Source organism: Methyloprofundus sp. (assembly GCF_965251085.1).
In the GTDB taxonomy this organism is placed as follows: domain Bacteria; phylum Pseudomonadota; class Gammaproteobacteria; order Methylococcales; family Methylomonadaceae; genus Methyloprofundus.
The window spans coordinates 4,855,128-4,879,469 of sequence record NZ_OZ252594.1 but is presented as its reverse complement, the minus strand read 5'-3'; the positions used below and the strand labels follow the sequence as shown (position 1 = coordinate 4,879,469).

General features: G+C 41.6%; 23 protein-coding genes, 2 tRNA genes and 1 pseudogene. 9 read left to right on the top strand and 17 right to left on the bottom strand.

The genetic code is table 11. From position 1 onward, the window contains the following. Positions 1 to 8: 8 nt before the first annotated feature. Positions 9 to 743, bottom strand: coding sequence for a hypothetical protein (locus tag ACQY3F_RS23050; RefSeq protein WP_428357501.1), 735 nt, complete (start codon positions 741 to 743; stop codon positions 9 to 11). A gap of 78 nt (positions 744 to 821) precedes the next feature. On the opposite strand from ACQY3F_RS23050, the gene ACQY3F_RS23045 reads away from it, so the two are divergent. The 3 genes from ACQY3F_RS23045 (at position 822) to ACQY3F_RS23035 (ending at position 2,612) form a co-directional block, all read left to right on the top strand. Further along, positions 822 to 1,073 (top strand): PIN domain-containing protein, encoded by a 252-nt coding sequence (locus ACQY3F_RS23045; RefSeq protein WP_428357798.1) that lies wholly within the window; start codon positions 822 to 824, stop codon positions 1,071 to 1,073. 102 nt (positions 1,074 to 1,175) lie between these two features. Continuing rightward, entirely contained in the window at positions 1,176 to 2,372 is a 1,197-nt protein-coding gene (locus ACQY3F_RS23040; RefSeq protein ID WP_428353685.1) for an ISAzo13 family transposase, read from the top strand. A 21-nt stretch (positions 2,373 to 2,393) separates the two neighbouring features. Continuing rightward, complete coding sequence (locus ACQY3F_RS23035; protein WP_428357499.1) at positions 2,394 to 2,612, top strand: hypothetical protein; 219 nt, start codon at positions 2,394 to 2,396, stop codon at positions 2,610 to 2,612. A gap of 331 nt (positions 2,613 to 2,943) precedes the next feature. Here ACQY3F_RS23035 and ACQY3F_RS23030 read toward each other — a convergent pair whose 3' ends face one another. Continuing rightward, positions 2,944 to 3,303, bottom strand: a complete 360-nt coding sequence (locus ACQY3F_RS23030; protein WP_428357498.1) for a MarR family transcriptional regulator — start codon at positions 3,301 to 3,303, stop codon at positions 2,944 to 2,946. Between the two features lie 201 nt (positions 3,304 to 3,504). Here ACQY3F_RS23030 and ACQY3F_RS23025 point away from each other — a divergent pair. Next, a protein-coding gene (locus tag ACQY3F_RS23025; protein ID WP_428352995.1) for an ISAzo13 family transposase occupies positions 3,505 to 4,700 on the top strand; the annotation gives its coding sequence in 2 pieces (ribosomal slippage) (positions 3,505 to 4,312 and positions 4,312 to 4,700; 1,197 coding nt in all). A gap of 284 nt (positions 4,701 to 4,984) precedes the next feature. Here ACQY3F_RS23025 and ACQY3F_RS23020 read toward each other — a convergent pair. The 6 genes from ACQY3F_RS23020 to ACQY3F_RS22995 form a co-directional block, all read right to left on the bottom strand. Continuing rightward, a complete protein-coding gene (locus tag ACQY3F_RS23020) occupies positions 4,985 to 5,401 on the bottom strand; it encodes a PIN domain-containing protein (RefSeq protein WP_428357496.1) in 417 nt (138 codons plus the stop codon). After that, on the bottom strand, positions 5,398 to 5,634 hold the full coding sequence (locus ACQY3F_RS23015) for a DUF6364 family protein (RefSeq protein ID WP_428357495.1): 237 nt from the start codon (positions 5,632 to 5,634) through the stop codon (positions 5,398 to 5,400). Before ACQY3F_RS23015 ends, ACQY3F_RS23020 begins: the two co-directional genes overlap by 4 nt. A gap of 26 nt (positions 5,635 to 5,660) precedes the next feature. Continuing rightward, positions 5,661 to 6,437 (bottom strand): IS110 family transposase, encoded by a 777-nt coding sequence (locus ACQY3F_RS23010; RefSeq protein WP_428357493.1) that lies wholly within the window; start codon positions 6,435 to 6,437, stop codon positions 5,661 to 5,663. A 34-nt stretch (positions 6,438 to 6,471) separates the two neighbouring features. Beyond that, positions 6,472 to 8,205 (bottom strand): putative transposase, encoded by a 1,734-nt coding sequence (locus ACQY3F_RS23005; protein ID WP_428357491.1) that lies wholly within the window; start codon positions 8,203 to 8,205, stop codon positions 6,472 to 6,474. 59 nt (positions 8,206 to 8,264) lie between these two features. Further along, on the bottom strand, positions 8,265 to 8,729 hold the full coding sequence (locus tag ACQY3F_RS23000) for a hypothetical protein (RefSeq protein WP_428353027.1): 465 nt from the start codon (positions 8,727 to 8,729) through the stop codon (positions 8,265 to 8,267). A 182-nt stretch (positions 8,730 to 8,911) separates the two neighbouring features. Further along, the gene (locus ACQY3F_RS22995) at positions 8,912 to 11,143 is read right to left on the bottom strand and encodes an IS4 family transposase (protein WP_428357490.1); all 2,232 of its coding nucleotides are present in this window, start codon (positions 11,141 to 11,143) and stop codon (positions 8,912 to 8,914) included. Between the two features lie 152 nt (positions 11,144 to 11,295). On the opposite strand from ACQY3F_RS22995, the gene tnpC (ACQY3F_RS22990) reads away from it, so the two are divergent. Both tnpC (ACQY3F_RS22990) and ACQY3F_RS22985 read left to right on the top strand, forming a co-directional pair. Continuing rightward, positions 11,296 to 12,318: an IS66 family transposase gene (gene tnpC / locus ACQY3F_RS22990; protein WP_428357488.1), complete on the top strand. Its 1,023-nt coding sequence runs from the start codon at positions 11,296 to 11,298 to the stop codon at positions 12,316 to 12,318. Continuing rightward, positions 12,315 to 13,172: pseudogene (locus tag ACQY3F_RS22985) on the top strand (Druantia anti-phage system protein DruA). The gene tnpC (ACQY3F_RS22990) and the pseudogene ACQY3F_RS22985 overlap by 4 nt, the downstream one beginning before the upstream one ends. Positions 13,173 to 13,286: 114 nt before the next feature. Here ACQY3F_RS22985 and tnpC (ACQY3F_RS22980) read toward each other — a convergent pair. Further along, the gene (tnpC, locus tag ACQY3F_RS22980; RefSeq protein WP_428357487.1) at positions 13,287 to 14,696 is read right to left on the bottom strand and encodes an IS66 family transposase; all 1,410 of its coding nucleotides are present in this window, start codon (positions 14,694 to 14,696) and stop codon (positions 13,287 to 13,289) included. Positions 14,697 to 15,110: 414 nt separating this feature from the next. Here tnpC (ACQY3F_RS22980) and ACQY3F_RS22975 point away from each other — a divergent pair, with 414 nt between their 5' ends. The 3 genes from ACQY3F_RS22975 (at position 15,111) to ACQY3F_RS22965 (ending at position 16,612) form a co-directional block, all read left to right on the top strand. Next, positions 15,111 to 15,812: an AraC family transcriptional regulator ligand-binding domain-containing protein gene (locus ACQY3F_RS22975; RefSeq protein ID WP_428357486.1), complete on the top strand. Its 702-nt coding sequence runs from the start codon at positions 15,111 to 15,113 to the stop codon at positions 15,810 to 15,812. A gap of 268 nt (positions 15,813 to 16,080) precedes the next feature. After that, positions 16,081 to 16,308 carry a hypothetical protein gene (locus ACQY3F_RS22970; RefSeq protein ID WP_428357484.1) on the top strand — a complete coding sequence of 76 codons (228 nt, stop codon included), beginning with the start codon at positions 16,081 to 16,083 and terminating at the stop codon, positions 16,306 to 16,308. After that, positions 16,295 to 16,612 (top strand): type II toxin-antitoxin system VapC family toxin, encoded by a 318-nt coding sequence (locus ACQY3F_RS22965; RefSeq protein WP_428357482.1) that lies wholly within the window; start codon positions 16,295 to 16,297, stop codon positions 16,610 to 16,612. Before ACQY3F_RS22970 ends, ACQY3F_RS22965 begins: the two co-directional genes overlap by 14 nt. A 233-nt stretch (positions 16,613 to 16,845) precedes the next feature. Here the strand turns inward: ACQY3F_RS22965 and ACQY3F_RS22960 are convergent. From ACQY3F_RS22960 to ACQY3F_RS22925, 8 genes are all read right to left on the bottom strand, one after another. Continuing rightward, positions 16,846 to 16,922, bottom strand: a tRNA-Val gene (locus tag ACQY3F_RS22960). Positions 16,923 to 16,946: 24 nt separating this feature from the next. Further along, a tRNA-Val gene (locus tag ACQY3F_RS22955) sits at positions 16,947 to 17,023 on the bottom strand. A gap of 64 nt (positions 17,024 to 17,087) precedes the next feature. Beyond that, the gene (gene uvrB, locus ACQY3F_RS22950; protein WP_428357481.1) at positions 17,088 to 19,091 is read right to left on the bottom strand and encodes an excinuclease ABC subunit UvrB; all 2,004 of its coding nucleotides are present in this window, start codon (positions 19,089 to 19,091) and stop codon (positions 17,088 to 17,090) included. After that, a complete protein-coding gene (locus ACQY3F_RS22945; RefSeq protein ID WP_428357480.1) occupies positions 19,088 to 19,543 on the bottom strand; it encodes a hypothetical protein in 456 nt (151 codons plus the stop codon). The genes uvrB and ACQY3F_RS22945 overlap by 4 nt, the downstream gene beginning before the upstream one ends. Continuing rightward, positions 19,540 to 19,824: a nucleotidyltransferase domain-containing protein gene (locus ACQY3F_RS22940; RefSeq protein WP_428357479.1), complete on the bottom strand. Its 285-nt coding sequence runs from the start codon at positions 19,822 to 19,824 to the stop codon at positions 19,540 to 19,542. Before ACQY3F_RS22940 ends, ACQY3F_RS22945 begins: the two co-directional genes overlap by 4 nt. Before the next feature lie 95 nt (positions 19,825 to 19,919). Further along, positions 19,920 to 22,514: a bifunctional aconitate hydratase 2/2-methylisocitrate dehydratase gene (gene acnB, locus ACQY3F_RS22935; protein WP_428357478.1), complete on the bottom strand. Its 2,595-nt coding sequence runs from the start codon at positions 22,512 to 22,514 to the stop codon at positions 19,920 to 19,922. Positions 22,515 to 22,574: 60 nt separating this feature from the next. After that, positions 22,575 to 23,264, bottom strand: coding sequence for a DUF4276 family protein (locus ACQY3F_RS22930; protein ID WP_428357477.1), 690 nt, complete (start codon positions 23,262 to 23,264; stop codon positions 22,575 to 22,577). After that, positions 23,257 to 24,339, bottom strand: a complete 1,083-nt coding sequence (locus tag ACQY3F_RS22925; protein ID WP_428357475.1) for an AAA family ATPase — start codon at positions 24,337 to 24,339, stop codon at positions 23,257 to 23,259. The genes ACQY3F_RS22930 and ACQY3F_RS22925 overlap by 8 nt, the downstream gene beginning before the upstream one ends. Positions 24,340 to 24,342 lie beyond the last annotated feature (3 nt).

Genomic DNA, 24,342 nt, shown 5'->3' with positions numbered 1-24,342 from the left:
AGTGTTTCTTAAACGAATGACATTGTGAGTGTGCCAGGGGCAATGCATAGACCTCGATGTGTGTAATCTGTACACAAATTATTGAGTGCTCGTGAGAACAGAAACTTGTTAAGCAGAACTTCTCTCCATACCGAGATGCCAATACCACTTTTGGGGATAAGACGTGGTGCAGGAGGAGCCGTAATCAATCCGGTGACTCCCTCGCATTGACAGCCCTGAACATACATCTTTCGTTTGACACGACGAATATAGCTTTTAACCTTTATTTCAACAATATTTGAATCCTCTGTCTGTGACAGAAGCTTGTAGGGTTTTGTGCAAACCGGGCGCAACTTATCTTCCGCTGCAACATCATGCTCTTCTTCAATCACCGGTAAGTCAGGACGGTGCGTCCGTCCATGTCCCTTGCTACCTTGTTGCTGACCACGAGGCCGAGGTGTATCAGTATGACGATACCTTCCAGAGCGATCTCTTTTGGCAACGCCTTTTTCTGTTTTTTTGCCATAGAGACGTTGCTTCAAGTCTCGAATGCGTGCCTGTGCAGATTCAAGCTCTAGCTTAAGATCTTCATGTTTCTGTTTGACCTGGTGATACTGTCCCTTCCAATAGTTTGCATCCCATTTGAGCTGTATATACTCTGCTTGTGTCAGTTCAATGACAACATGAGTAAAGGGAGCTTTTGTGATTCCTCCTGTCTCTATGAGTTGCGGACATGCTGCTGAATGTTGGGGGGCGCTTTCCATGAACATCTTTATACAGGGTTTTGTATAATGTGTACCGTACTCTTTTTATTTATTTTTGTATAGATGGGTTAGTCGAATATTTACCAAACTTCTGTTACGCTGACGGAGTTTCTTGATGATTTTGCTAGTATTTGTATGCCTGTTGAAGTCTGGTTTCTGTGGCGGCCTAATTTGGGCGATGAAGCGGATAACCATATTGTTGAATTAGCTCTCGCAGCTAATGCTACCTATATCGTGACTAATAATATTTCAGACTTTGCACACGCAGAGTTAAAGCAGGTGGGGTATAAGGTCATTACCCCTCCCGATTTATTGAGGTTAATTAACTAAGGGAGATGGAAAGAAATAATCATCCAAACGAAGTAAGCTTGTGTCTCAATAATTTATAATAATGAATTCTGAATTTATTCTCACACTAGGCAGATAAGCTTGTTGATATTAACAGATAGCATTATAGGTTGGATTATAAATACAGCCCATCGTTTAAAAGGCTCGGTACGTCGTATATTCATGGCTGAAACGGTGGAGCTACTAGGCTCAGGTGGTGCAAGTATTGCTGAAGAAAAACTAGGATGGAATAGAGGCACTATCCGAAAAGGACAATATGAACTTGAAACTCAGCCCATAGAAGATAATTTTTCAGCGAGAGGGCGTAATAAAAGTGAAGAGCATTTTCCTCATCTACTTGATGACATAAAAAAAATTGCTGAACCGGAGTGTCAAACGGATCCCTCTTTTAATTCCTGTCGATTATATACCCGGCTAACGGCTAAAGAAGTTAGAAAACGTTTACTGGAGATTGATTATTACGATGAAAAAACATTACCTTGCTCAAAAACTATCAATACAAAATTAAATGACCTGAGTTACCATCCAAAAAAGGTACAAAAAACAAAGCCTCATAAGAAAATCAAGGAAACGGATGCAATTTTTGAACAAGTTCATTCAGTCAATGGAATGGCAGATATCAACCCAAAAGAGATTCGTATATCAATTGATGCCAAAGCAAGAATGAATATAGGAAATTTTTCACGGGGAGGACGAAATCGGGTTTTAACAAAAGCAGAGGATCATGATTTAGATGTTAAGGAAAAGTTAACTCCTTTTGGTTTTTATCTGCCTGAACATGATGATTTTTTCCTTTTCTTTACAGCAGGCTATGCCAGCAGTGATTTCATCGTTGACCGATTGGAAGAAATTTGGCCAGAAATTCAAGAAAAATATGGAGTAGATATTCTGACAATTAACGCTGACAATGGTATGGAGAACAGTAGCTCCAGAACTCAGTTTATAAAAAGGCTTGTGGAGTTTGCTGAAAAAAGCAACATAAAGATAAAACTGGCCTACTACCCTCCTTATCATAGTAAATATAACCCAATTGAACGAGTATGGGGAGCCTATGAAAATCATATTAGTGGCGACATAATGGATACAGTTGAAACAACTTTAAAATTTGCCAAAAGTATGACCTACAATGGCAAAGCACCTCTTGTTAAATTAACAGAAAAAATATATGAAACAGGAGTAAAGGTAGGTAAAAAAGCAATGAAGACGTATTATCAGTTTGTTGACCGAATGCCATCGTTGGAGAAATGGTTTTTGACCATTTCTCCTGGTTGTTCTGGATGATTATTTCTTTCCATCTCCCTAATGAGTACATTATCTGTTCGCTTACCTGACGACATTTCTGATAGATTAAAGTCATTGGCAAGTAGTCGTCATATCAGTTTAAATAAGTTGATGTATGAATTATCGACTCGGGCTTTAGTCGAAGAAGAAGCTAAACAGCAGTTCTTAGCGGCTCAATTACGTGGCAGCCGGAAGCGAGGTTTAAAATTATTGGATAAACTTGATGTATTGGGTCTATAGCTATTATTGTGGCATCAAAATTGGAAAAAATAGGATCAGGTCTTTGATTTAGGCTCTGTCACCGTTAAGTGTGGAATTTAGAAAACTGCTATTATTTTAAGGACTTATAAAGGCAGAGGAATTCTGCCTAAAGCCTTATGTTTTAGGGCATTAAGAAATTGAATTGTATTTTTCCACACTTAACGGTGACAGAGCCTTGATTTATGACTATATCTCAAGCAGTGGTATTGTTAAGAATCATAAATCAAAGACCTACCCCTTTTATCCTGGTAATGTTTTCCAATCCTGCTCTTTTATTAGTTGCATTATTGCTCTCTTTAAAATTATCTACTTAGGCAGCTAAAATTTCAAATTCAACAGCTTTGGCAATCGGCTTAACTTGACGGCTTTCTTTAATTAGCTCAACTATTCCATAGCCGGATAAAGTTTTCAAGGTTCTGGATAAGTTACTGGCTTTTCGACCTGACATTTCAGCCAGCTCATTAATAGAGTTGGGTTGATCCTCATAAATAATATGTAATAAGGCACGGTTTTCATCACTTAAAACCTCGGCTAATGAGCGCATAGAAGTAAACCATATTTTAGGTTCATTTTCTGCTACTTGATAACGTCCTTGCGCGATAAGTAGTACTCTTTGTCTGATTTGTTCTTGTGGCATAATGCCAACACGTATTTTAGGGGCTTGGTTCATTTAGGATACCTGCTGTTTTAATATCTCATCCACTTTGTTAAAAAAATCCTGCATGAGCTGATAAGTATTTTGGAACTCATAAGTACCCAAGCAGAATTAGGGAGATGGAAAGAAATAATCATCCAAACGAAGTAAGCTTGTGTCTCAATAATTTATAATAATGAATTCTGAATTTATTCTCACACTAGGCAGATAAGCTTGTTGATATTAACAGATAGCATTATAGGTTGGATTATAAATACAGCCCATCGTTTAAAAGGCTCGGTACGTCGTATATTCATGGCTGAAACGGTGGAGCTACTAGGCTCAGGTGGTGCAAGTATTGCTGAAGAAAAACTAGGATGGAATAGAGGCACTATCCGAAAAGGACAATATGAACTTGAAACTCAGCCCATAGAAGATAATTTTTCAGCGAGAGGGCGTAATAAAAGTGAAGAGCATTTTCCTCATCTACTTGATGACATAAAAAAAATTGCTGAACCGGAGTGTCAAACGGATCCCTCTTTTAATTCCTGTCGATTATATACCCGGCTAACGGCTAAAGAAGTTAGAAAACGTTTACTGGAGATTGATTATTACGATGAAAAAACATTACCTTGCTCAAAAACTATCAATACAAAATTAAATGACCTGAGTTACCATCCAAAAAAGGTACAAAAAACAAAGCCTCATAAGAAAATCAAGGAAACGGATGCAATTTTTGAACAAGTTCATTCAGTCAATGGAATGGCAGATATCAACCCAAAAGAGATTCGTATATCAATTGATGCCAAAGCAAGAATGAATATAGGAAATTTTTCACGGGGAGGACGAAATCGGGTTTTAACAAAAGCAGAGGATCATGATTTAGATGTTAAGGAAAAGTTAACTCCTTTTGGTTTTTATCTGCCTGAACATGATGATTTTTTCCTTTTCTTTACAGCAGGCTATGCCAGCAGTGATTTCATCGTTGACCGATTGGAAGAAATTTGGCCAGAAATTCAAGAAAAATATGGAGTAGATATTCTGACACACACGCTGACAATGGTATGGAGAACAGTAGCTCCAGAACTCAGTTTATAAAAAGGCTTGTGGAGTTTGCTGAAAAAAGCAACATAAAGATAAAACTGGCCTACTACCCTCCTTATCATAGTAAATATAACCCAATTGAACGAGTATGGGGAGCCTATGAAAATCATATTAGTGGCGACATAATGGATACAGTTGAAACAACTTTAAAATTTGCCAAAAGTATGACCTACAATGGCAAAGCACCTATTGTTAAATTAACAGAAAAAATATATGAAACAGGAGTAAAGGTAGGTAAAAAAGCAATGAAGACGTATTATCAGTTTGTTGACCGAATGCCATCGTTGGAGAAATGGTTTTTGACCATTTCTCCTGGTTGTTCTGGATGATTATTTCTTTCCATCTCCCTTAATCCAACATTTTACGTAACTACTCAGAGTATCTGAGTAGTTTTCTCGTTCCCACGGTCTCCGTGGGAATGCATGCGGGAATGCTCTGCGTTCCATGACGCAGAGCGTCATTCACTGCATTCCCACGCGGAGCGTGGGAACGAGGTAATGAGTGAATAGACACTATTTTCCGACTGAGTGGCGTTATCGTGTATAGCCTGCCAATGTGTTAAAAAGCTAAAGTTTGAGATCCGCATCTCCAAGCTTTGAGTAAGACTTAACCTTTATTGTAAGCCAATAATACCCCAAAGTTCTTGAGGCGTATAAACAGGTAACAGGGCTTGTTTAAAATCTTTAGGGTTACGCGTTACTAGCCCATCCATTGCAATACTTTCCCCTGAATAGTATTGCACAGCATCTTCAAAATCTTTAAAGTCGGAATGGATGGCCAACTCAAGCACGACGGTGTTAACGCTAGCAATTTGAAAAAGGGATAATAATTTACAGATTTCAATACGTGCTTTTTCTCTATTTTTTGCCTTTGTTAGCAAGTAATCCAGTGTGGTAATTGTGGTTGCACACAAAAAACCTTCAATTTCTTTATTTTCCACTGCGCCCACTAATCGGGCAGAAAGATCAACAAAACCGGTTCTATTTAACAAAACATCAAGAATAATGTTGGTATCAAACAGGACTTTCAAAGGTATTTATCCTCTAAATGACGTTTGTAATCGCTCTCATCAAGCGTGCTCTCTTTTAAAATACCAATCAAAGACTGAGTAATGGGGGCATTTTTAATCGGCTGGTTTGGTTGGTTTAACGCTTGAAAATAATCAGCAACCATTTGAGATAGTGATTTTTCATGTTGTTTAGCATATATTTTGGCCTGCTGAATTAAACTTTCATCCAGCCGCAGGGTAAGTTTAGTTTGCATAATAAAGCACCTGACGTATTTAATTATTAATCATTGTACGTATCAAAAGCATAAGCTGCAAACATTGCTGGGCTTGCTCCCATTAACGTTGCATCAGGTAGCACGTTTCTGATATTTTTAATTTCACTACAGACCGCCGATAAAGTGCTGTCCTCTTCTCGATTAAAATTAAAGGCAATACGCCCTTGTAGCCCAATCCCTATTAATGCACCATCACAGGTAGCTTTTGCAAAGCGTTCACCATAACTTTCTGGGTCGATTGCTTTATCAGCAAGACTAAATTTTAATGTGAACCTCGGGGGTCGGGTCTTTGATTTATGATTCTTAACAATATCACTGTCGGAGGTGTAGCCATAAACCAAAGACCCCGCGTTGTTGGAGATACATTTGACACCACCGGTAATATCCAGCAGAGTTGGGCAGGTCGCGTGTAGTTCGGGCTGTATACGGTTTTGCAAGGCAACCTTTTCGTTGATCAACTGGCGGTGCCGGCGAGTGAGGCGTTTTAACCGTCGATTGGCATCGGGTACGGGCAACACGGCCTGTAGAACACCTTTGGCGAGTGGCAAATGATCCTGAAGCTGAAACAACTCTAGGATTTTGTGAGCATCGATCGGATCGGATTTTGCGGGTGCAGGAAAGATTTCTTTAAAGCGAGCGAGCTTGAGGGTATTGACATTGTAAAGTTGGTATCCGTGCTTCTGGACCTGGCTATCCAGCGGGCGAGCCCAGCCATTGTAACCCTCCATAGCGACATCGACTGGCAAACCGTATAGATGCTCTTGCCGCTCAATATCAGACATCTTGATTCAGACGAAACTAATTTGAGACCATTTCCTAATTTTTTGCGGATGAAGTCAGCTCATAAATTAAGCGCAGATCGGTTCCTGGATAATTGAGTTCCGTTTGATTGAGTTGTTCAAATAACTTTTCTATTGCTTTATTACTTGCAGGTCGGGAAGTACTATGCACACGTATCCGAAGTTGTTTTTTTACTTCATCGGGTAATATATCTGCTTCTGTCACAAACAGCGTTTGTAATAGTTGCCTTGCCATCGGAAAGTCGATTGTCGGTGAGGTTAGCAGAGCGGCCATTGCTGTTTCTGCCCGATAAGCGATCATGTTGACAGTATCTATCAGCCGCTTTTTCCCTGGCAGAAGCTGTTCGAACTTATCTTCGTCTCTCAACTCTTGCCAGGTAATGTGTTTGGGCGTTTGGCTTAGTTGTTCCTTGATGGTTTTTAGTTCATTTTCATAATGCTCTATTTCTTCGAGTAATTCTGCTCGTTTTCTTTCCCATTTCTTGTATTTCACATCTTCCGTTTCATCTTTTTTAATCACCGGATGAAGTTCCATCGCTGCAAATCGAGATAGACGGTAATTGAGTTTGGATTGTATCGAATTACGCTGTCCTTCCTGTTGGCGCCTATCAGGGTTGACCACCTTTTGGGTATCGGATAGTGGCTCTATTCCATGCTCCTGTAGCATATCTAGCCCATAGTGGTGCTTCATATATCTAAAAAAGTTCTCTTGGCACCACCGGCTAAACATTCGCCCAGAAACAGCCGTCAATTCTAGTTCATAGGCTGTGGTAATAATACTGGTTTGGTGACCAGAATCAGTCAACTTGCGCACTTCTCTCATCCACATCGCCTGTTTTCCAGTTCCAACCAGACTGCCTCGTTCGGCGAGTTTCATGATGACTTTTTCACCACTCGGTAGGGTGATCTCCTGACTGGAAAAATTGTCCAGTGGCCAATTTTCGGTGGGAAATTTATGATAGGTCATGCAAGCGACACGATGCTTGTCCCACATCTTTCTAAAGAATGCGGGGCTATAGCCTTCTCTATCAAACACCAGGATAAAACGACAGGCTTGTTTGTTTTGCTGTAATGCTTGTGCACTCGGTTGATTCGGAATGTCTTTGAGTAATCGGGGGACGATATCTTCTTCCAGCGTTTTTAGTAAGCCCGGATCCACCGTTTTTTCAACGACAAAGAAGGGACGCCCCGTACCATCATTAACCCAGTAGTCGGTGATACCCCGTAAGCAGAGTTTTTCGCGTGAAACATGCCGTTTGGGAAGTTTAGTCAAGTGTCCATGATAGACACGGACATGACCATCTATGTAGAGTGTTCCTGCTGCCTCTGGTTCATTTTCCATCCATTGTCGACTGAGGTCGGCCGCCCAGCTTTCGACTGATTTTGGTTCAGCCAGTCCTTTTACTTTGGATCTTAAACAACGCACTTCGGGAGCCCGATCCAGGCCAAGTAGTTTTCCGAATTCACCCGGTGCATGCTCGCGAAGTTGTTCAGCATTTTTGATGCGACATAGCCCCATAAAGGCGAGTAGCAATAGAATATGAAAGGTTTGATAGTAACCTGTCAGTTTGCCCAGGTGGCGCTCAATGTCATTTAATAAGCCATTGCCAAGTAACGCGGGCAATGCACATAACACACCGCCTTTAGGAACATCTAAACAGGATTCGAATTCGATTGAGGCTCCCTTTTCCTGCTCACCCAAAGCAGCCTGGATTCGCTCTTCTACTCGAGTGCAGGCCGTACCAAGCACATCGGCTGCATTGGCATCTATAATATCACGGGCTGATTTGGTACTGCCATCATTGGGGTCTATTGATGCGGCAGACTTTTTTTTAAACGTCCATCACTGATCGCCTTGCGAAAGGTATCTGCCCGGATGCCTAATTCTTTAGCGGCTTCGTTAGGCGTCATACCTTGATCCAGATATTCCTGAGCTTGCTGCAAAACCTCAAGCGTAAAGAGTGGTCCTCCCTTGCGAGTCGGGCGAGGTTCAAAAAACGAATCAGCCCCTTTTTCTCGTAGTTGCCTTAATGAGCGCATAACACTACTTTTAGAGACACCAAAGGTTGTAATAATATCGATTGAACGACAGGAACCGGTATTGATGAGTTGAGAGGTGTGAAGTCTAAATAATCTCTTATTGTCAGCCTGGTGAGAATAGATCGGGATACCGCCGAGGAAATAAAACCACTCATCATTTCGGTTATCAACACTGACCTGACCATTTATAATAGTCGTACCCTGAGGAATTATTGGGAGCATGAGTTGCTGCATTAATTGAATACCTCGTATGATATGAGGGCTTAGTTTAACCTAAATGAGTACCATTTTCATTTCTTTAGCTGAAAATATCAATCATTTGACAATAATTCCCTAACCCTTTAATTATATTGCCTAGTTTAAGTTTTAATGGATTTCTTTCAGGATAGCGAATCAAGATGTCTGATGTTAAAAAATCAAGCGCTATTTCTCCGCGTATTCCATTGCTGTGCTGACTGTTTCGATTCTCTTGCGTAATGACGCCCCGTCCTTTTCTTGTGATAGTAACGTGAAATTGAACAAACCAACTCAGTCATCACCTGATTGATGTAAATACTGGGTGCATACAAAATCTCCTCAAGATGTCGGGCTACGGTCGTTAATGTATTTTTAAAGTTCACCTGAATGGTTTGCTCTGCCTCTGATTCTTCATCGACAGGAAGATTCAGCAAACTCGCCAGTAAATGCTCAGAGGCCCTCGCGCAGAGTCGACTCATGGTGATCAACACAAAGTGAGCGTACAGTTCTTGTTTGACCGTGCGCTCACTGCGCCCATGAAAATCATCAACCTCAATCAGGTTTTTACTCACTTTATAAAGCTCCTCAATGCCCCAGCGATCATGATAGACCGATTTCAACGCATCAATGGTGTATTGCTTATCCATTAGCGTGGTGCCAATACAGTAACTCGTGCCATCAATGACATATTTGATGAGACGTATCTTTAGCGGTACAAAGATCATCTGAGGAAATTCTTTTTTGATCTCTCTCTGGCGCGCTTTTGTTGGCATCAGGGTAATGATCTCATCCGTTTTATCACTGTCGATAAATTCATCAATCGCTTTTCCTGCGTGTCTCTTCATTCTAAAAACAGGGTGTACGTCCGCTTGAATGTGCTGGAATAAAGAGGCGTAAGAAAAATAACCGCGATCATAGACGCAAACGTCATTTGGCTCTAGTGTTTGTAAATGCGCCAAAGCACACTTGCGTTCATTGCCATGACTGACCAGATCAAAATCATAGGGGATTTTTGATTTAAGTTGATAGCAGCAACTGAGCAGGCCTTGTGGGTAATGGCTGTTTTGTTGTGGTGTGGCATAACCTGCTTTGATTAATTCTCGGGGCAGATTGATCTTGCTACCATCCACTCCAAACAGGCGATGTCCCAACCAGCGTTCTGATGTTTTCTCAGGACAGGCCTGGATAATGCGCTGGTTCAACTCGATAAAAATGGATTCATTCAGTTTTTTACGTGCCTCGGTAAAGGATGAGGCTGAAATGGCTTGTTTTTGGGGCAAGGGAAACTTCATCCGATGGCAATTGTGCCAGAATTCGGTAATGGTGGTGCCATAGCTCTGTGTGTTTTTTGAAAAAACCAGGCGAAAAATAAGAAAAACCAGTAATAATGAGTCTATCACCCGTTTGCGTTTTTGCCAGGTGGCATCGTAGGCAAGAGCCACCTCAGAGATGATATTGACAACCTTGCCCCATAAGTTTAAAAAGTCGTCATCAATGATCGATTTTTTTTGGCTGACAGGTTCATTTTTCAATACGGCTCTAAAGTGTGGATTAAGCGGAAAAACAAACAACTTCTTAATGGTGCCCTCTTTATTATCCGTCGCTTTTTGCCAGTCTTTGCCACTGGTTTCACCGATATGTGACCAATTAGCAGCGAGATAACAGGTGCCGTGGTATTGCGTGGTGTCCACAAAGGTTTCAATCAAGACGGGACGGTAAGCGTGCGTTTTATCCCAATCATCTGCAATTTGACGAGTCACGATAGATAAGGCGTGACTGGCTAAATTTTTGACTTTGACCCAGGGTAAAATCAAAAAACGGGTGTTATTAATGATCAGGTTTAAGCGTTGCTCCCTATCTTTCGTTTGCCAGCCAATCCAGTGATCACGGTCAGCCAGGTGCCAGACAGAGGCTGAAAACTGCAGGCAACCCAGGATTTGTCGTGTCGGTGTATTGGAGATGATAAAGTATTTTAAGGCCGCACCGATAGGATGACGATAACCCAGGTAATGATGCCGATCAACGAGCTCATTCCAAAGCGCGACATCCGCCTTATCTGTGACAACCTCTAATTCTATAGGCCCCAAGGAACTGAGCTCACATTCAATAGGTACACCAGGAACCGATTGTGATGTCCAGATGATCGGTTTTGATTCGCGTTTCTTTTGAACGCGTTTTACCGGTAAGCTGATATAGCCCAATTTTTCCAGCTTAGCTAAGGCGCTTAGGCAGGCATTAATTTTATTGCGTTTTTTTGCCGTGACCCAGTGCAAATGTTCGCATAGCGTTTCGGCAAGTTCGGTCAGGCTTAAGTTGGGGAACGTGTTAACGGTTTGCTGAACGTAGGCGAGTTCTTTTTTAGAAAAATAACGAGCAGAAAGTGTAAGGGGTTGGGTAATAGCTGTTGTCATTATGTTGCCTGCCTGCAAAAATTAAATTATCCATGCTTATGTTGGCAGATTAGATGGATATAGTCAAGGCAAAAAGTAACTGAGGAAAGTGTTGCTTAAGCTTATGAGTATTAATCACTTTATTTTTTTTTGTTATTTTTGTATTTAAGTGAATGACATTGGGCACACTCACGGGTGGATTACAGAAGATAGCTCCGCTATTCGAACCGCTCGTCAATGAACTGGTTAAAAAACAACTCACCAAAGATCTATTCCATAATGATGAAACCGGCTGGAAAGTGTTTGAAATCATAGAGGGAAAAACGGGCTACCGCTGGTGGTTGTGGGTCACTCAGTCCCGTTCGGTAGTCTATTACATACTTGCACCTAGCCGTAGTGGTGATATACCCATCAAGTATTTTTCCGGACTGGATAAACACCTGGAACAGGTCATTGTGGTCTGTGATCGTTATAAAGGTTACATTCGGCTGGCACGGGAAATTCCACAGATCATACTGGCTTTCTGCTGGGCACATGTCCGCCGTGACTTTCTGGATGCCGCCAGAAGCTATCCGAAACTTGAAGCATGGATGCTTGATTGGGTCGAACTCATTGCCGAACTCTATCATCTTAACAAGCAACGCCTGAAAGAGTGGGACGAAACAAAAAGCCTGGAAACCCAGAATCAAGACTTCAAGCAACACCATCAAGCCCTTGCACAGGCAAGCCAAAAGATGAAAGAGCGCTACGCGCATTTACTGGAAGCGGAGAAAGAGAACAAAAACCTAGAGCGCATTCAATGCAAGATCCTAAACAGCCTGAATAACCACTGGAAAGGATTGATGGTATTTGTGGCTAATCCCCAGGTGCCCATGGACAACAATATCGCCGAGCGGCGTATGCGTAATCCCGGTATGGGGCGTAAAAACTATTATGGTTCAGGGAGTCAATGGAGTGCCAGACTGGCAGCCATGATGTTTTCACTGTTTCAGACAATCCTGTTATGGGGATTGAACCCACATCACTGGCTTCACGACTATCTAGATGCCTGTGCGAATAATGGTGGGCAGCCTCCCTCAGACATCCGCCCGTTTATTCCCTGGATGATGAGCGAGTCGCGCAAACAGCAGTTGAGCAAACCCTTGCCTGAACTGACTGCGACTCCACTCGAGTCAGAACAGCCCCAATCACCATGACACGGTATTGTGGACGAAACTTTAGCGAGCAGGAACTGGAACAGATGCGGAAATTGATTGCCGAGGATGCTGGGCGCACGCGTGCCGAACTTTCGCGCCTGACCTGCAGGATGCTTGATTGGTACAAGCCTGATGGGGGGCTCAAGGATATGTCATGCCGTGTTGCCATGCTGCGCATGGCAGAAGATGGACTTATCGCTCTGCCGCCACCACGGCGCAAACCACCCCCGCGACAGAAACTCAACTTTACTGAACAGACGGACCCGCAACCAGCGATCCTCCGGCCTGTTCATGAACTTGCGGCCATCCAGCTTTGTCCAGTCATCACCCGTGATCATTCACGACTATGGAATGAGTACATACATCGCTACCACTACCTGGGGCACAAACCGCTACCCGGCGCACAGCTTCGCTACTTCGTCATCCTCGACGAGCAAATTATTGCAGCGCTCGGTTTTAGTGCGGCCGTCTGGCAAACGGCACCACGTGATCAGTTTATTGGCTGGAGCCACGAACAGCGGCAAAAAAACCTGCCGTTAGTCGTGAACAATGCCCGTTTTCTGATTATGCCCTAGGTGAAATCCAAAAATCTTGCTTCCACTATTTTATCCATGATAGCTCGTCGCCTTCCTACACAATGGGAAGAGCGTTATGGCATCCGTCCGGTGTTACTGGAAACTTTTGTTGATACCGAGCGATTTGCAGGGACTTGTTACAAAGCCGCCAACTGGATCTACGTAGGTAAAACCAAAGGGCGCGGCAAGTTGGGACCTGCTGGTAAACAAAGCGTACCCATCAAAGACTTATGGCTTTATCCGCTGTGTCGTCAGTTTAGAAGCCACCTAACTCGCTGATTCTAGGTAGTATGTGTTGGTCGAATATTTACTATATTTCACTCATAAGTGATTGAAAACAAAATAATCCATACTATTACGTAACTACTCAGTGAAATTGATAGCCTAATGAAATTATAAAGCAAATTCAGGCAACTTTCCCTCAAACACAAGCGTCATTGCCAAAGTTGCACTGACACCTTGTTTACGGCACGTTGCTAAATAACCTCTGACGCGACAAAATATTTTAGCACCATCGGTACTCCGAAAGCAGCCCGATATTTTCTGTTGAACTTTGGTCATCCGAATCGAATTTTCAGCAGCATTATTGGTAAATGGCACGCAGGCATTTGTCATGAAGCGCAATACATCCTCTTCAAAATCAATAAGCCTTTCCAGTAAATTTCTCGCCTTACTGCGTTTTGTTCGTCCCCGTTTCACTTCTTTTGGCTTGTCGGGTGGTGGGCATTCTATTTCTGCCTTACCGAGTAATTCCCTGTAGTGTATTTTCCATGTCTCTGCTTCTTTATCCGGTAATATGCCGCCTGCGTCATTGACTGCAGTATTCATTTTTTCAAGCAGTTGTTTCATTTCATGAGCCCATGCCTGTTTGTCTTGCTCCCTGGCACGCGTCAATTCTCTTATATGATGCGCATTACAAAGTGAATGAGTGCAGTCATATTTATAGTAGGGCTTCCAGTGATCATGACATAAAATGCCATGATAACGAGGTAAAATCCTAATGTCATTCATTGCCTCCGTGCCACGCTTGGCATGGGGAAAGAAGTGTGTCCATTGATCATTGGAAGTTCCATGTAGCCAATGGCGCTTACCGTTTATATTAATGCCGGTTTCATCCGCGTGAATACACGGGGATGCGACTAAGTGCTCTTTACTGATCGCTTCAAACTCAGCCAATTGCTCATAAGCCTGCTTATTGAAATTATAGATGGAGCCTTCGCTAATCGGCATGCCTAATTGATCAGTAAAATATTCCTGAATTCGATTGTAAGGTAATAACTGGTATTGCGATAGATAAACGATATGGGCTTTTATCCCATTCCCATATTGCACTGCCTTGGTAATATTATCTGGAAAAGGGGCGATAAAACATTGTCCTTTTTCATTGATCAATCGTTGGGCCTGATACTCAGTCACGACCCGTGAAATATCAATATCGAATACTTGACGTGTTTCAAAGCCATCTTCTGTGTATTGCCCTTTTGGCAAGGTACGGCGATCAAGGGTGATCACCTCGATTTCATCAGGGTTTTCTATTTTTTGCAGTGTCGTACCGACATGTGACTTTTGGCCACCTGAAGGTTTGTCTGATTTTTTGCGACTGCCCTTTTTACGGTTGGGATCGCTTGCGGGTGGTTTGCTGCTGTTTTTACTGTTTAGCGTGACTCGATTTAATAACACCGTCACTAATAATAGAATCATTTCCAGTGCTGATTTGAGCGCAGGCGATATGTCACGTTCAGCCTCAAGTAACTGCTGGGTATTTTTGACTGCAGACTCAACATCAATGTTATCTATTTTCAACGGGAAACCTGTATTTCTATAAGGACAGGTCTATTATCTCATGGGTTTTAAATCCCGATTTTTCCTCGTTGTAAGCGGTTTTTAGACGATTAAAAAAGTTGTTCAGGGTCGTCGGCATTTAAAGTACATCTTGCGACTCACTATAAAGACAGGGGCAATGAACAGCCTATTTGATCTCTGGTATGCAGGTGACTAAAAAACACAAATTTAGGGCTAAAACCCTGTCAAGAACTTTTTTATTTATTTACGCTGAGTAGTTACACTATTACTATAATTAGCTTTATCACTTATTGGGAAACTTCAAATGCTAATTATCTCATTATAATAATGCACTTTCTTATCTTTTTAAGCCAATTGTCAATATTGCAAAAGCAAGGTATTATTTATTTATCCTATTTCAATTAAGGCCAATTCATGCATCAACAATCAACACTTCCCCTTATTAGGGTAGCTTTTCTGGAGCCGTTTTATCTACTAGCAAAAAATATTGGTTCACCTGTTGAAAGTATAATGCCGTCACTGTATTTGCCGGCACAAATGCCTAATGAAAAAGATTTACTACTACTTGAAACATCGTGCTGGAAATTTGTGCAAACAATCGCTGAACGAGAGGGGCATACACTCTTTGGACTAGAGGCAACCACTAGAAACCCCTGGACTGAATTATCAACTATGCAGCCTTTGTTTAAGGACTGCGCAAACCTATATACGCTATTAAAACGCCTTGTTTACATTGCTCCTTTGCAAAGCAAGACTAGTCTTTTTGCGCTTGAAGAAGAAAGAGACTTTATATGGTTTATTGACTACTCCCCCTGTTTATTACCTGAGCAAGATTGTACCCAGGTCATGACCAGTACATTATTGGGTATGATGCAATTAATTCAGACTGCCGCTGGCGACAAGTGGAGACCAGCAGAAATTCATATGACTATAGGGCATTCCCGTGAAATTGAATATGCAAAACAACTTAACCCATCCCGGATATTGTTTTCTCAGCCTGTGATGAAGTTCTCTGTCCCTCGCTCCTTACTAGCGTTGCCACTTTCTAATTTCGTTAAAAAAAATCATGTAGAAGAAAGATACTTAATGACATTGGGGTCAGACTCGATTGAATAATGACATTGGGGTCAGACTCGATTGAAAATAATAAGTTATTATAAAAAACATCGTGGGCTGGTTTTTATTTTTGCACTTTGTATATGAAACGCCCTAAAAGACCCCGACGTCTGCTTTTAGGGCGCAACCACCTGAATATTATATGGGTTGCTGTTAGTTTCTATCAAGCTATAATGATGAAGGCATAACAATGTATGTGTCTAAATATTGTTTGGAATAAAAAACCGTGAATTACCCTACCCAATAACTAAATTAACGTAATATCACTATGCAAACACTAAAACTAAAAGATGATGTTGCCACTCAGCTTCAACAGGTGGCAGAACAGACCCACTTATCAGCAAATGACCTTATCAAGAAATTACTATGTAAATATGCCGTCGAAGAACCCCCAAAAAAAACACTCAATGACTTTTTTGGCATACTCAAGGACTCACCTACCTTTAGAGGTGATCCTATAGAAATTCAAAGAAAAATGCGCGATGAATGGGATTAAATGCTTATTGGACACCAATATTATTTTAGGGCTTATTAAAGGTAATCTTGACGCAGATACAAAGCTAAAGGAACTAAACCTAAAAAACGGTGCATTTAGTTCAGTAACACGTATGGAGCTATTAGGTTTTCCTGGTATTACCCAGCAAGAAATAAGCATAATATCTGCATTGCTTAGCCAAATGACTCAATTTAGCATTGATCGTATTATAGAAGATAAAACTATTGCACTGAAGCAGAAACACAAACTTAAGCTACCTGATGCAATCATCCTTGCTACTGCCATGAACAATAATATTGAATGACTAACGCTAGACAAGAAACTAGCTAATAAGAACAATTACAAAAACTAAGCTACAATTAACACGCTAATTTAGGTTTAGCCGCTACAAAGCGATCAGAGCTTAGAGCTTCTGATTTTTTAATGAGAGTAATGATCAGTCGATAATTTTTCTGAATCCTGCATGGATCAGAAATCTGAATAGATAAATCGGGGAAAAACGCCAAGAATCCAACTTACTGCTTTTAAACAGGAAATTGGTAGGCACGAGTGAATTCGAATCACCGACCCCCACCATGTCAAGGTGGTGCTCTAACCAACTGAGCTACGCGCCTAAAGAATCTTAAATCTGAGATTATTGGTAGGCGCGACTAGATTCGAACTAATGACCCCCACCATGTAATGGTGATGCTCTAACCAGCTGAGCTACACGCCTATATAATCTTAATCAAGACAAATAAGAGCTGGTATTATAGCTGAGGTGACTTATTTTGCAACTGTTATATCAGCATTTCTGCCTGTAATTGCTTTATTTCATCCCTGACTCCCGCCGCTTCTTCAAACTCCAGATTTTTTGCGTGTTTATACATTTGATCTTCTAGTTGCACTAATTTTTTCTCTTTCTCTTTAGCGGACATTCCTTTGTAACTGGCACCTTCTTCAGCTACTTTGCGTCTGGACGTTTGATTTAACCCTGCACCAGGTATTGTTAGCTCTAATATATCAGTGACAGATTTAATAATTGTCGTCGGCGTTATGCCCCGCTCCCGATTATATTCTATCTGTTTTTCGCGTCGGCGCTGGGTTTCGTCTATTGCCTGTTGCATAGATTTAGTCACTCTGTCACCGTATAAAATCGCTTTTCCATTTACATTTCTAGCGGCTCGACCGATGGTCTGAATCAATGAAACCACTGAACGCAAAAAGCCCTCTTTATCGGCATCCAGAATGGCAACTAAAGACACTTCGGGGATATCTAACCCTTCCCGCAATAAGTTAATTCCCACCAGTACATCAAATTTCCCCAGACGTAGGTCACGGATAATTTCGACTCGTTCAACGGTATCCACATCAGAATGTAAATAGCGCACCCGCACCCCGTGTTCCATAAGGTACTCAGTGAGATCTTCAGACATTCTTTTGGTGAGTGTGGTGACTAAGACCCGTTCTTTGAGTTCCACGCGCAAGCTTATTTCAGAGAGTAAATCATCAACCTGAGTGGTCGCTGGGCGTACTTCGATTTCCGGGTCTAGTAAGCCTGTCGGCCTGACTACTTGTTCGACGAATTGTCCTGTATGCTCTTTTTCATACTTACTCGGGGTCGCTGAAACATAGATTCTTTGCCCTATCTGTGCTTCGAATTCATCAAAGCGCATCGGTCTATTGTCTAGAGCTGATGGCAGTCGAAAACCATATTCCACTAGTGTTTCTTTGCGCGAGCGATCGCCTTTATACATTGCACCGATCTGCGGCACAGTAACATGGCTTTCATCGATAATCACGACTGCATTTTTGGGCAAATAATCAAACATGGTAGGTGGCGATTCGCCATACTCTCGCCCGGATAAGTAGCGCGAGTAATTTTCTATGCCTGAGCAATAACCTACTTCATAGATCATTTCTATATCGAATAGCGTGCGCTGTTCCAGACGTTGCGCTTCGACGAGTTTATTCATTGACCTTAATTGCTCTAAGCGCTCTTTTAATTCGATTTTAATTTTTTCTACGGCTTCCAGCAATCTTTCGCGGGGAGCCACATAATGACTTTTGGGATAAACCGTATAACGTGCGACACGATGTAAAATCTCCCCAGTTAAAGGGTCAAATAATGATAAACGCTCAATCTCATCATCAAACAACTCGATACGTAAAGCGGCTTCATCTGATTCAGCGGGAAATACATCAATAACATCGCCGCGAACACGATAGGTTGCTCTGCGTAATTCAATATCATTACGCGTATACTGCATGCTCGCTAAACGGCGCAGTAAATCACGCTGCTTAATGATATCTCCACGCACCAAGTGCAAGACCATCTTGAAATAAGACTCAGGCTCGCCCAGGCCATATATAGCTGAAACTGTCGCAACCACTATAGTGTCCTTGCGCTCTAGCAGGGCTTTGGTCGCTGACAGGCGCATTTGCTCTATATGCTCGTTACGCGACGCATCTTTATCGATAAAGGTATCCGACGCTGGCACATAGGCTTCGGGCTGATAATAATCATAATAAGATACAAAGTATTCGACGCTATTTTCCGGAAAAAACTCTTTCATTTCTCCATAGAGTTGAGCTGCCAGAGTTTTATTCGGCGCCATAATCATCGCCGGGCGCTGTACCTCATTAATCATACTGGCTATGGTAAAGGTCTTCCCGGAACCTGTTACCCCCAATAAAGTCTGATGCACCTCACCATCCGCCAGGCCTTCGACTAATTGCTTAATGGCTGCTGGCTGGTCACCTGCCGGTTGGAATGGGCTTCGAAGCTTAAATAGTTTACTCACTCTGGTGCTTCTTTAACCTTAGTGTAGCGCTGAGCATAGCGCAAAGTGTTATGCCCAATTTCTATCAACTCAGGACTTGTACTTAGCACATCTGCAAACACAGCTTGTAATGCATCATCCAAGTATTCATGCACGATCTCATTACGAATATCTTTGATATCTCTGATGACCTTTATATCGTTAAACAATCCTCTTTTATGTGCATTATTCACCACATCAATCAGCGTTCCCTGATTTTCAAATTCTACATCATCAAGCGAGCGGAAATATTTACGCACTAAAAAATCAATAGTACGCGCATAGCGACTACACAAATTTTCAAACTGATTAAATTCCTCAATACTAAAGCCTGCCGGATCAGTTAGCTCTTTCACTTGTTGATAAGAATAATCTAGCCAGAATAACTGTTTTTCCAAGGCTAGACTAAGTTCTTTTAGGTAATCTAGACTCATAATTTAATGGCTTCTGGCTCTATCATATTTATAAAAGCATTATTTGAATCACCGGCATCGAGGACTAGATCCACTTTCTGTTCGCCAAAGCTATCAAAAAATTGCCCACGAATTGTTCTTAAGTCACGCCGAGTCAACTTAGTCGATTTGATTAACAGGTCTATATCACCGCCACGTTTAGTATCATCAACGCGACTACCAAACAAATAAACATCCGCGTCAACATCGAGTGTCAGTACGCTGTTTTTTATAGTGGCAATTTCTTCGTTTGTTAAACGCATAAGCTTTGCAAAGTCTAAGATCTTGTAGGACAAGGAACAGTTGAGTTAAAGGCGGGCTGAAGCCACGCCCTACAAAAAAATATTGATTTTCCGATCTAAACTTCTACCGAATCCGCTTTATCTTGATAACTTTTGATCTGGTCAAAATTCAGATAACGATAGCTATCTTCAGCTGTTTCATCAATCTGATGCGCATACGTCATGTACTCTTCTGCCGTTGGAATCTTGCCTAAAATAGAACACACAGCTGCGAGTTCTGCAGAAGCCAGATAAACAAAAGCACCATTACCTAGACGGTTCGGAAAGTTACGGGTCGAAGTCGAAACCACGGTAGCACCATCTGCAACTCGCGCCTGGTTTCCCATGCACAGTGAACACCCGGGCATTTCCGTACGCGCCCCTGATTTACCAAAAATACTGTAATACCCTTCTTCGATTAATTGCGCCTGATCCATTTTAGTGGGCGGAGCAACCCAAAGCTGTGTCGGTAATTTTCCCTCAATTTTGTCTAATAATTTACCTGCGGCACGGAAATGACCAATATTGGTCATACATGAGCCTAGAAAGACTTCGTCAATTTTAGTGCCTGCGACATCAGACAGAGTTTTCACATCATCCGGGTCATTCGGACAGGCCATAATAGGCTCTTTAATAGCGCTGATATCAATGTCCAGTACGCTATGATATTCCGCGTCAGCATCCGGCTCCATTAGCACAGGTTTGTCTAGCCAGGCTTGCATTTCTTTAATTCGACGCTCAATGGCACGTACATCACCATAGCCTTCGGATATCATCCATTTCAGCATGGTAATATTGGAATTGATGTATTCACGAATGGGTGCTTCGCCTAAGCGAATGGTACAGCCTGCTGAAGAGCGTTCTGCCGATGCATCAGACAGTTCAAATGCCTGCTCTACTTTTAAGTCAGGTAATCCTTCAATTTCTAAGATACGTCCAGAAAAAACATTTTTCTTGCCTTTTTTCTCAACCGTTAATAAGCCTTTTTTAATCGCTGCCAACGGAATCGAATTTACCAGATCACGCAGAGTAATCCCTGGCTGTAGAGAACCTGTAAAACGCACCAGAACAGATTCCGGCATATCAAGAGGCATCACGCCGGTTGCGGCTGCAAAAGCCACTAGACCCGAACCTGCTGGAAAAGATATACCAATCGGGAAACGCGTATGAGAATCACCACCTGTTCCCACTGTATCAGGCAATAACATCCGGTTTAACCAGGAATGAATAATGCCGTCGCCTGGGCGCAAAGAGACACCGCCCCGATTCATGATAAAATCGGGCAAACTATGCTGCATAGCCACATCAATCGGTTTTGGATAAGCTGCTGTGTGACAGAAAGACTGCATCACTAAATCAGCAGAAAAACCTAAACAAGCCAAATCTTTTAACTCATCCCGAGTCATTGGCCCAGTAGTATCTTGAGAGCCCACGGTTGTCATATGCGGCTCACAATAGGTATTAGGACGTACACCCGCAACACCACAGGCTTTGCCAACCATTTTTTGTGCTAGAGTAAAACCTTTTGTGCTATGTTCTGTATCGCCAGGTCTACGGAAAACGGTAGAAGGCTCTAAGTTTAACGCAATACGAGCACGATCAGTTAAGCCACGACCAATAATTAAAGGGATACGACCACCGGCTTGTACTTCATCGAGAAGAATCTCGGTTTTTAGCGTAAATTCACATACGACTTCATCGCTATCATGGCGTTTGACCACACCCTGATAAGGATAAATATCAATAACATCACCCATCGCCATATCTTCTACATCACACTCGAAGGGTAATGCCCCCGAGTCTTCCATGGTATTAAAGAAAATAGGGGCAATTTTGCCACCGATACACACCCCGCCTGCTCGCTTATTAGGGACATAAGGAATATCGTTACCGGTAAACCATAGCACTGAATTGGTCGCTGATTTGCGTGAAGATCCTGTCCCCACTACATCACCTACATAAGCAACCGGAAAACCTTTTTCTTTTAGTGCATTAATTTGTTCTTCGGTATTGGTAATTCCTTCTCTGGGAATCTTTAGCATCGCCTGAGCATGCAAGGGAATATCAGGGCGCGACCAGGCATCTGGCGCAGGCGATAAATCGTCGGTATTGGTTTCACCAGTCACTTTAAATACGGTAACCGTTAATTTCTCTGGCACTTCATTTTTACTGGTAAACCAGTCTGCATCTGCCCAGGATTGAATGACTGACTTGGCAAATTTATTACCTGCATCAGCTTTTTCCTGAACATCATGAAAAGCATCGAACACCAGTAGAGTATGTGACAAGGCTTTAACTGCAATCGGTGCCAATGCCTCTACATCCAGCAAATCAACCAGTGGCGCAATATTATATCCACCTAACATGGTGCCGAGTAATTCAGCCGCTCGTGGCGCATCAATGATCGGCGATGAATCTTCACCTTTAGCAATGGCGGCTAAAAAACCGGCTTTAACATAAGCCGCCTCATCGACACCAGCAGGTACACGGTAGGCCAATAGTTCAAGAATAAAATTTTCTTCACCTGCTGGAGGTTGTTTGATAAGTTCAACTATTGCTGTTACTTGCTCAACATTCAGGGGTTGCGGAACCACGCCTTGCTTCTCTCTTTCCGCAACATGCTGACGATATTGCGCTAATACTTCAGTCGCTTTTATTGTATTTTCAGACATTTAATATCCTATAGCTTTATATAAAAATTTTGTGGAATCTAACTTTATTTTTTAGATATTTTATTCCGTTAATTTCTCTAATCTTTGTAGCCAACTATCAAAATGCAAACATTGTTGGCGTATTCTCGTAATGCCTATAGACTCTGAAATGACCTTACCCATAATCACTTTTTTATAGCCTATCATCAATTTTTCCAGTCGTTTTGATGGGGCTTTTAAGGGATCACTATTAATTTCTTCAGGACTATTATAATTCGCAAGAACCGATTGAATTTGATTAATGGGCACATTTATTTTCTCTGCCAAAACAGTTACATCACTAAATAATAGCGCTTCAAATTCATGCATTTCTATATAAGGGATAAATCTCTTTGCTATACTATCCTCAGAAAGCAATGCTGTCATTTTAGTTAATGTTGCCACTTCTAAAATGCCTGCTTTATCTATGCCAGAAAGTGTTATACCCGCTTTAATTTTCGTATTAATGAGCTCTTGCCCTGGCCAGTTACTATCAATACGAAAATAATCAAACATAGTGGAAATATAAGTATCTGAGCGTTGCTGTATAAGCCGTTCAATATCTTTATGAGCACGTTCAAATTTAACGTTTCCGCCTTTATGCCCAGCAATGCCAATACGTATTGCAATAAGATAAATACCTTGAACAGCCATATAAGGCGCTAAAACATCTCGTACAAATGTTTGCTCTGTTTGCCCTTCAACAACAATATAAACCTCTATATTACTCATGATCAGGACTAGCTGAAATAATATTTTTTCGCCAAAGATCACCCAAAGAATAATCCTCTAACCAGCTTGAAAGCTCATTTTTCTGCAAGCGTTTAAAATCAGACGCGCCATCAACTCGATTAACAACAATAATATCTTCTAGCTGAAAACAATCCACTAGCGCTGGTGATTGCGTTGAAATAATCACCTGCATACGCTTAGAGGCTGATTGAATAAGTTCAGCCAAAATTTCAATTGCATAAGGGTGCAAGCCTAATTCTGGCTCATCAATCACAATAATTGAAGGCGGCTTAGGTTGCAATAAAGTCGTTGCTAAACAAATAAAACGAATTGCGCCATCTGATAATTGAGTTGGGCGCATTGGGTAATCACTTAAGCCTTTTTGTCGCCAGTTTAAGCGTATATTTTCATCCTTATTAGGGCTTAAGATAAAATCGTCAAAAAAGGGAATAACCAGGCTAATTGTTTCTCTAATAGCTTGGTATACCTCGGGATTATTTTCTGCCAAATGAAATAAAAAGGGGGCAATATTAGCCGCATCTGTCAACAGAACTTCATTATGCCCCATATCATGAAAGCGTCGCATTCCTGCTTGTTCGGTCGTATCGTGAAAATGATAAATCTTCAATGCACAAAGTGCATCATAGGTTACCCCTGATGCATTTTTCATATTTTCTATTTCATCACTATATTTTAATAACTTAGGATTAAAGTTACCACTACCTAAAACTTTAAAAGTACCTAAAGTTAAATAATGTTTTTTTTCATTATTAATTAGAAAAAAACCTTGTTCCGTTGGAGCTAATTCAAAATCATACCCATTTTCGCCAAATTCCATTTTTATGCTAATGTGCTGCGTCTCTTTAGCCCCGCCAAATAAATAAATATCGGCATTACCCGCAATAAATTGCTTCAAGCCATCAGGCTTCATCATTGCCGAAATGAGCCGAAAAAACTCTATAAAGTTACTTTTACCTGCTCCATTTCCACCAATAAGCACATTAAGCTTATTCAGCTTAAACCTTTCTAATGACTTAATTGATTTAAAGCCTTTAATCGTTAATCTATTTAACATACC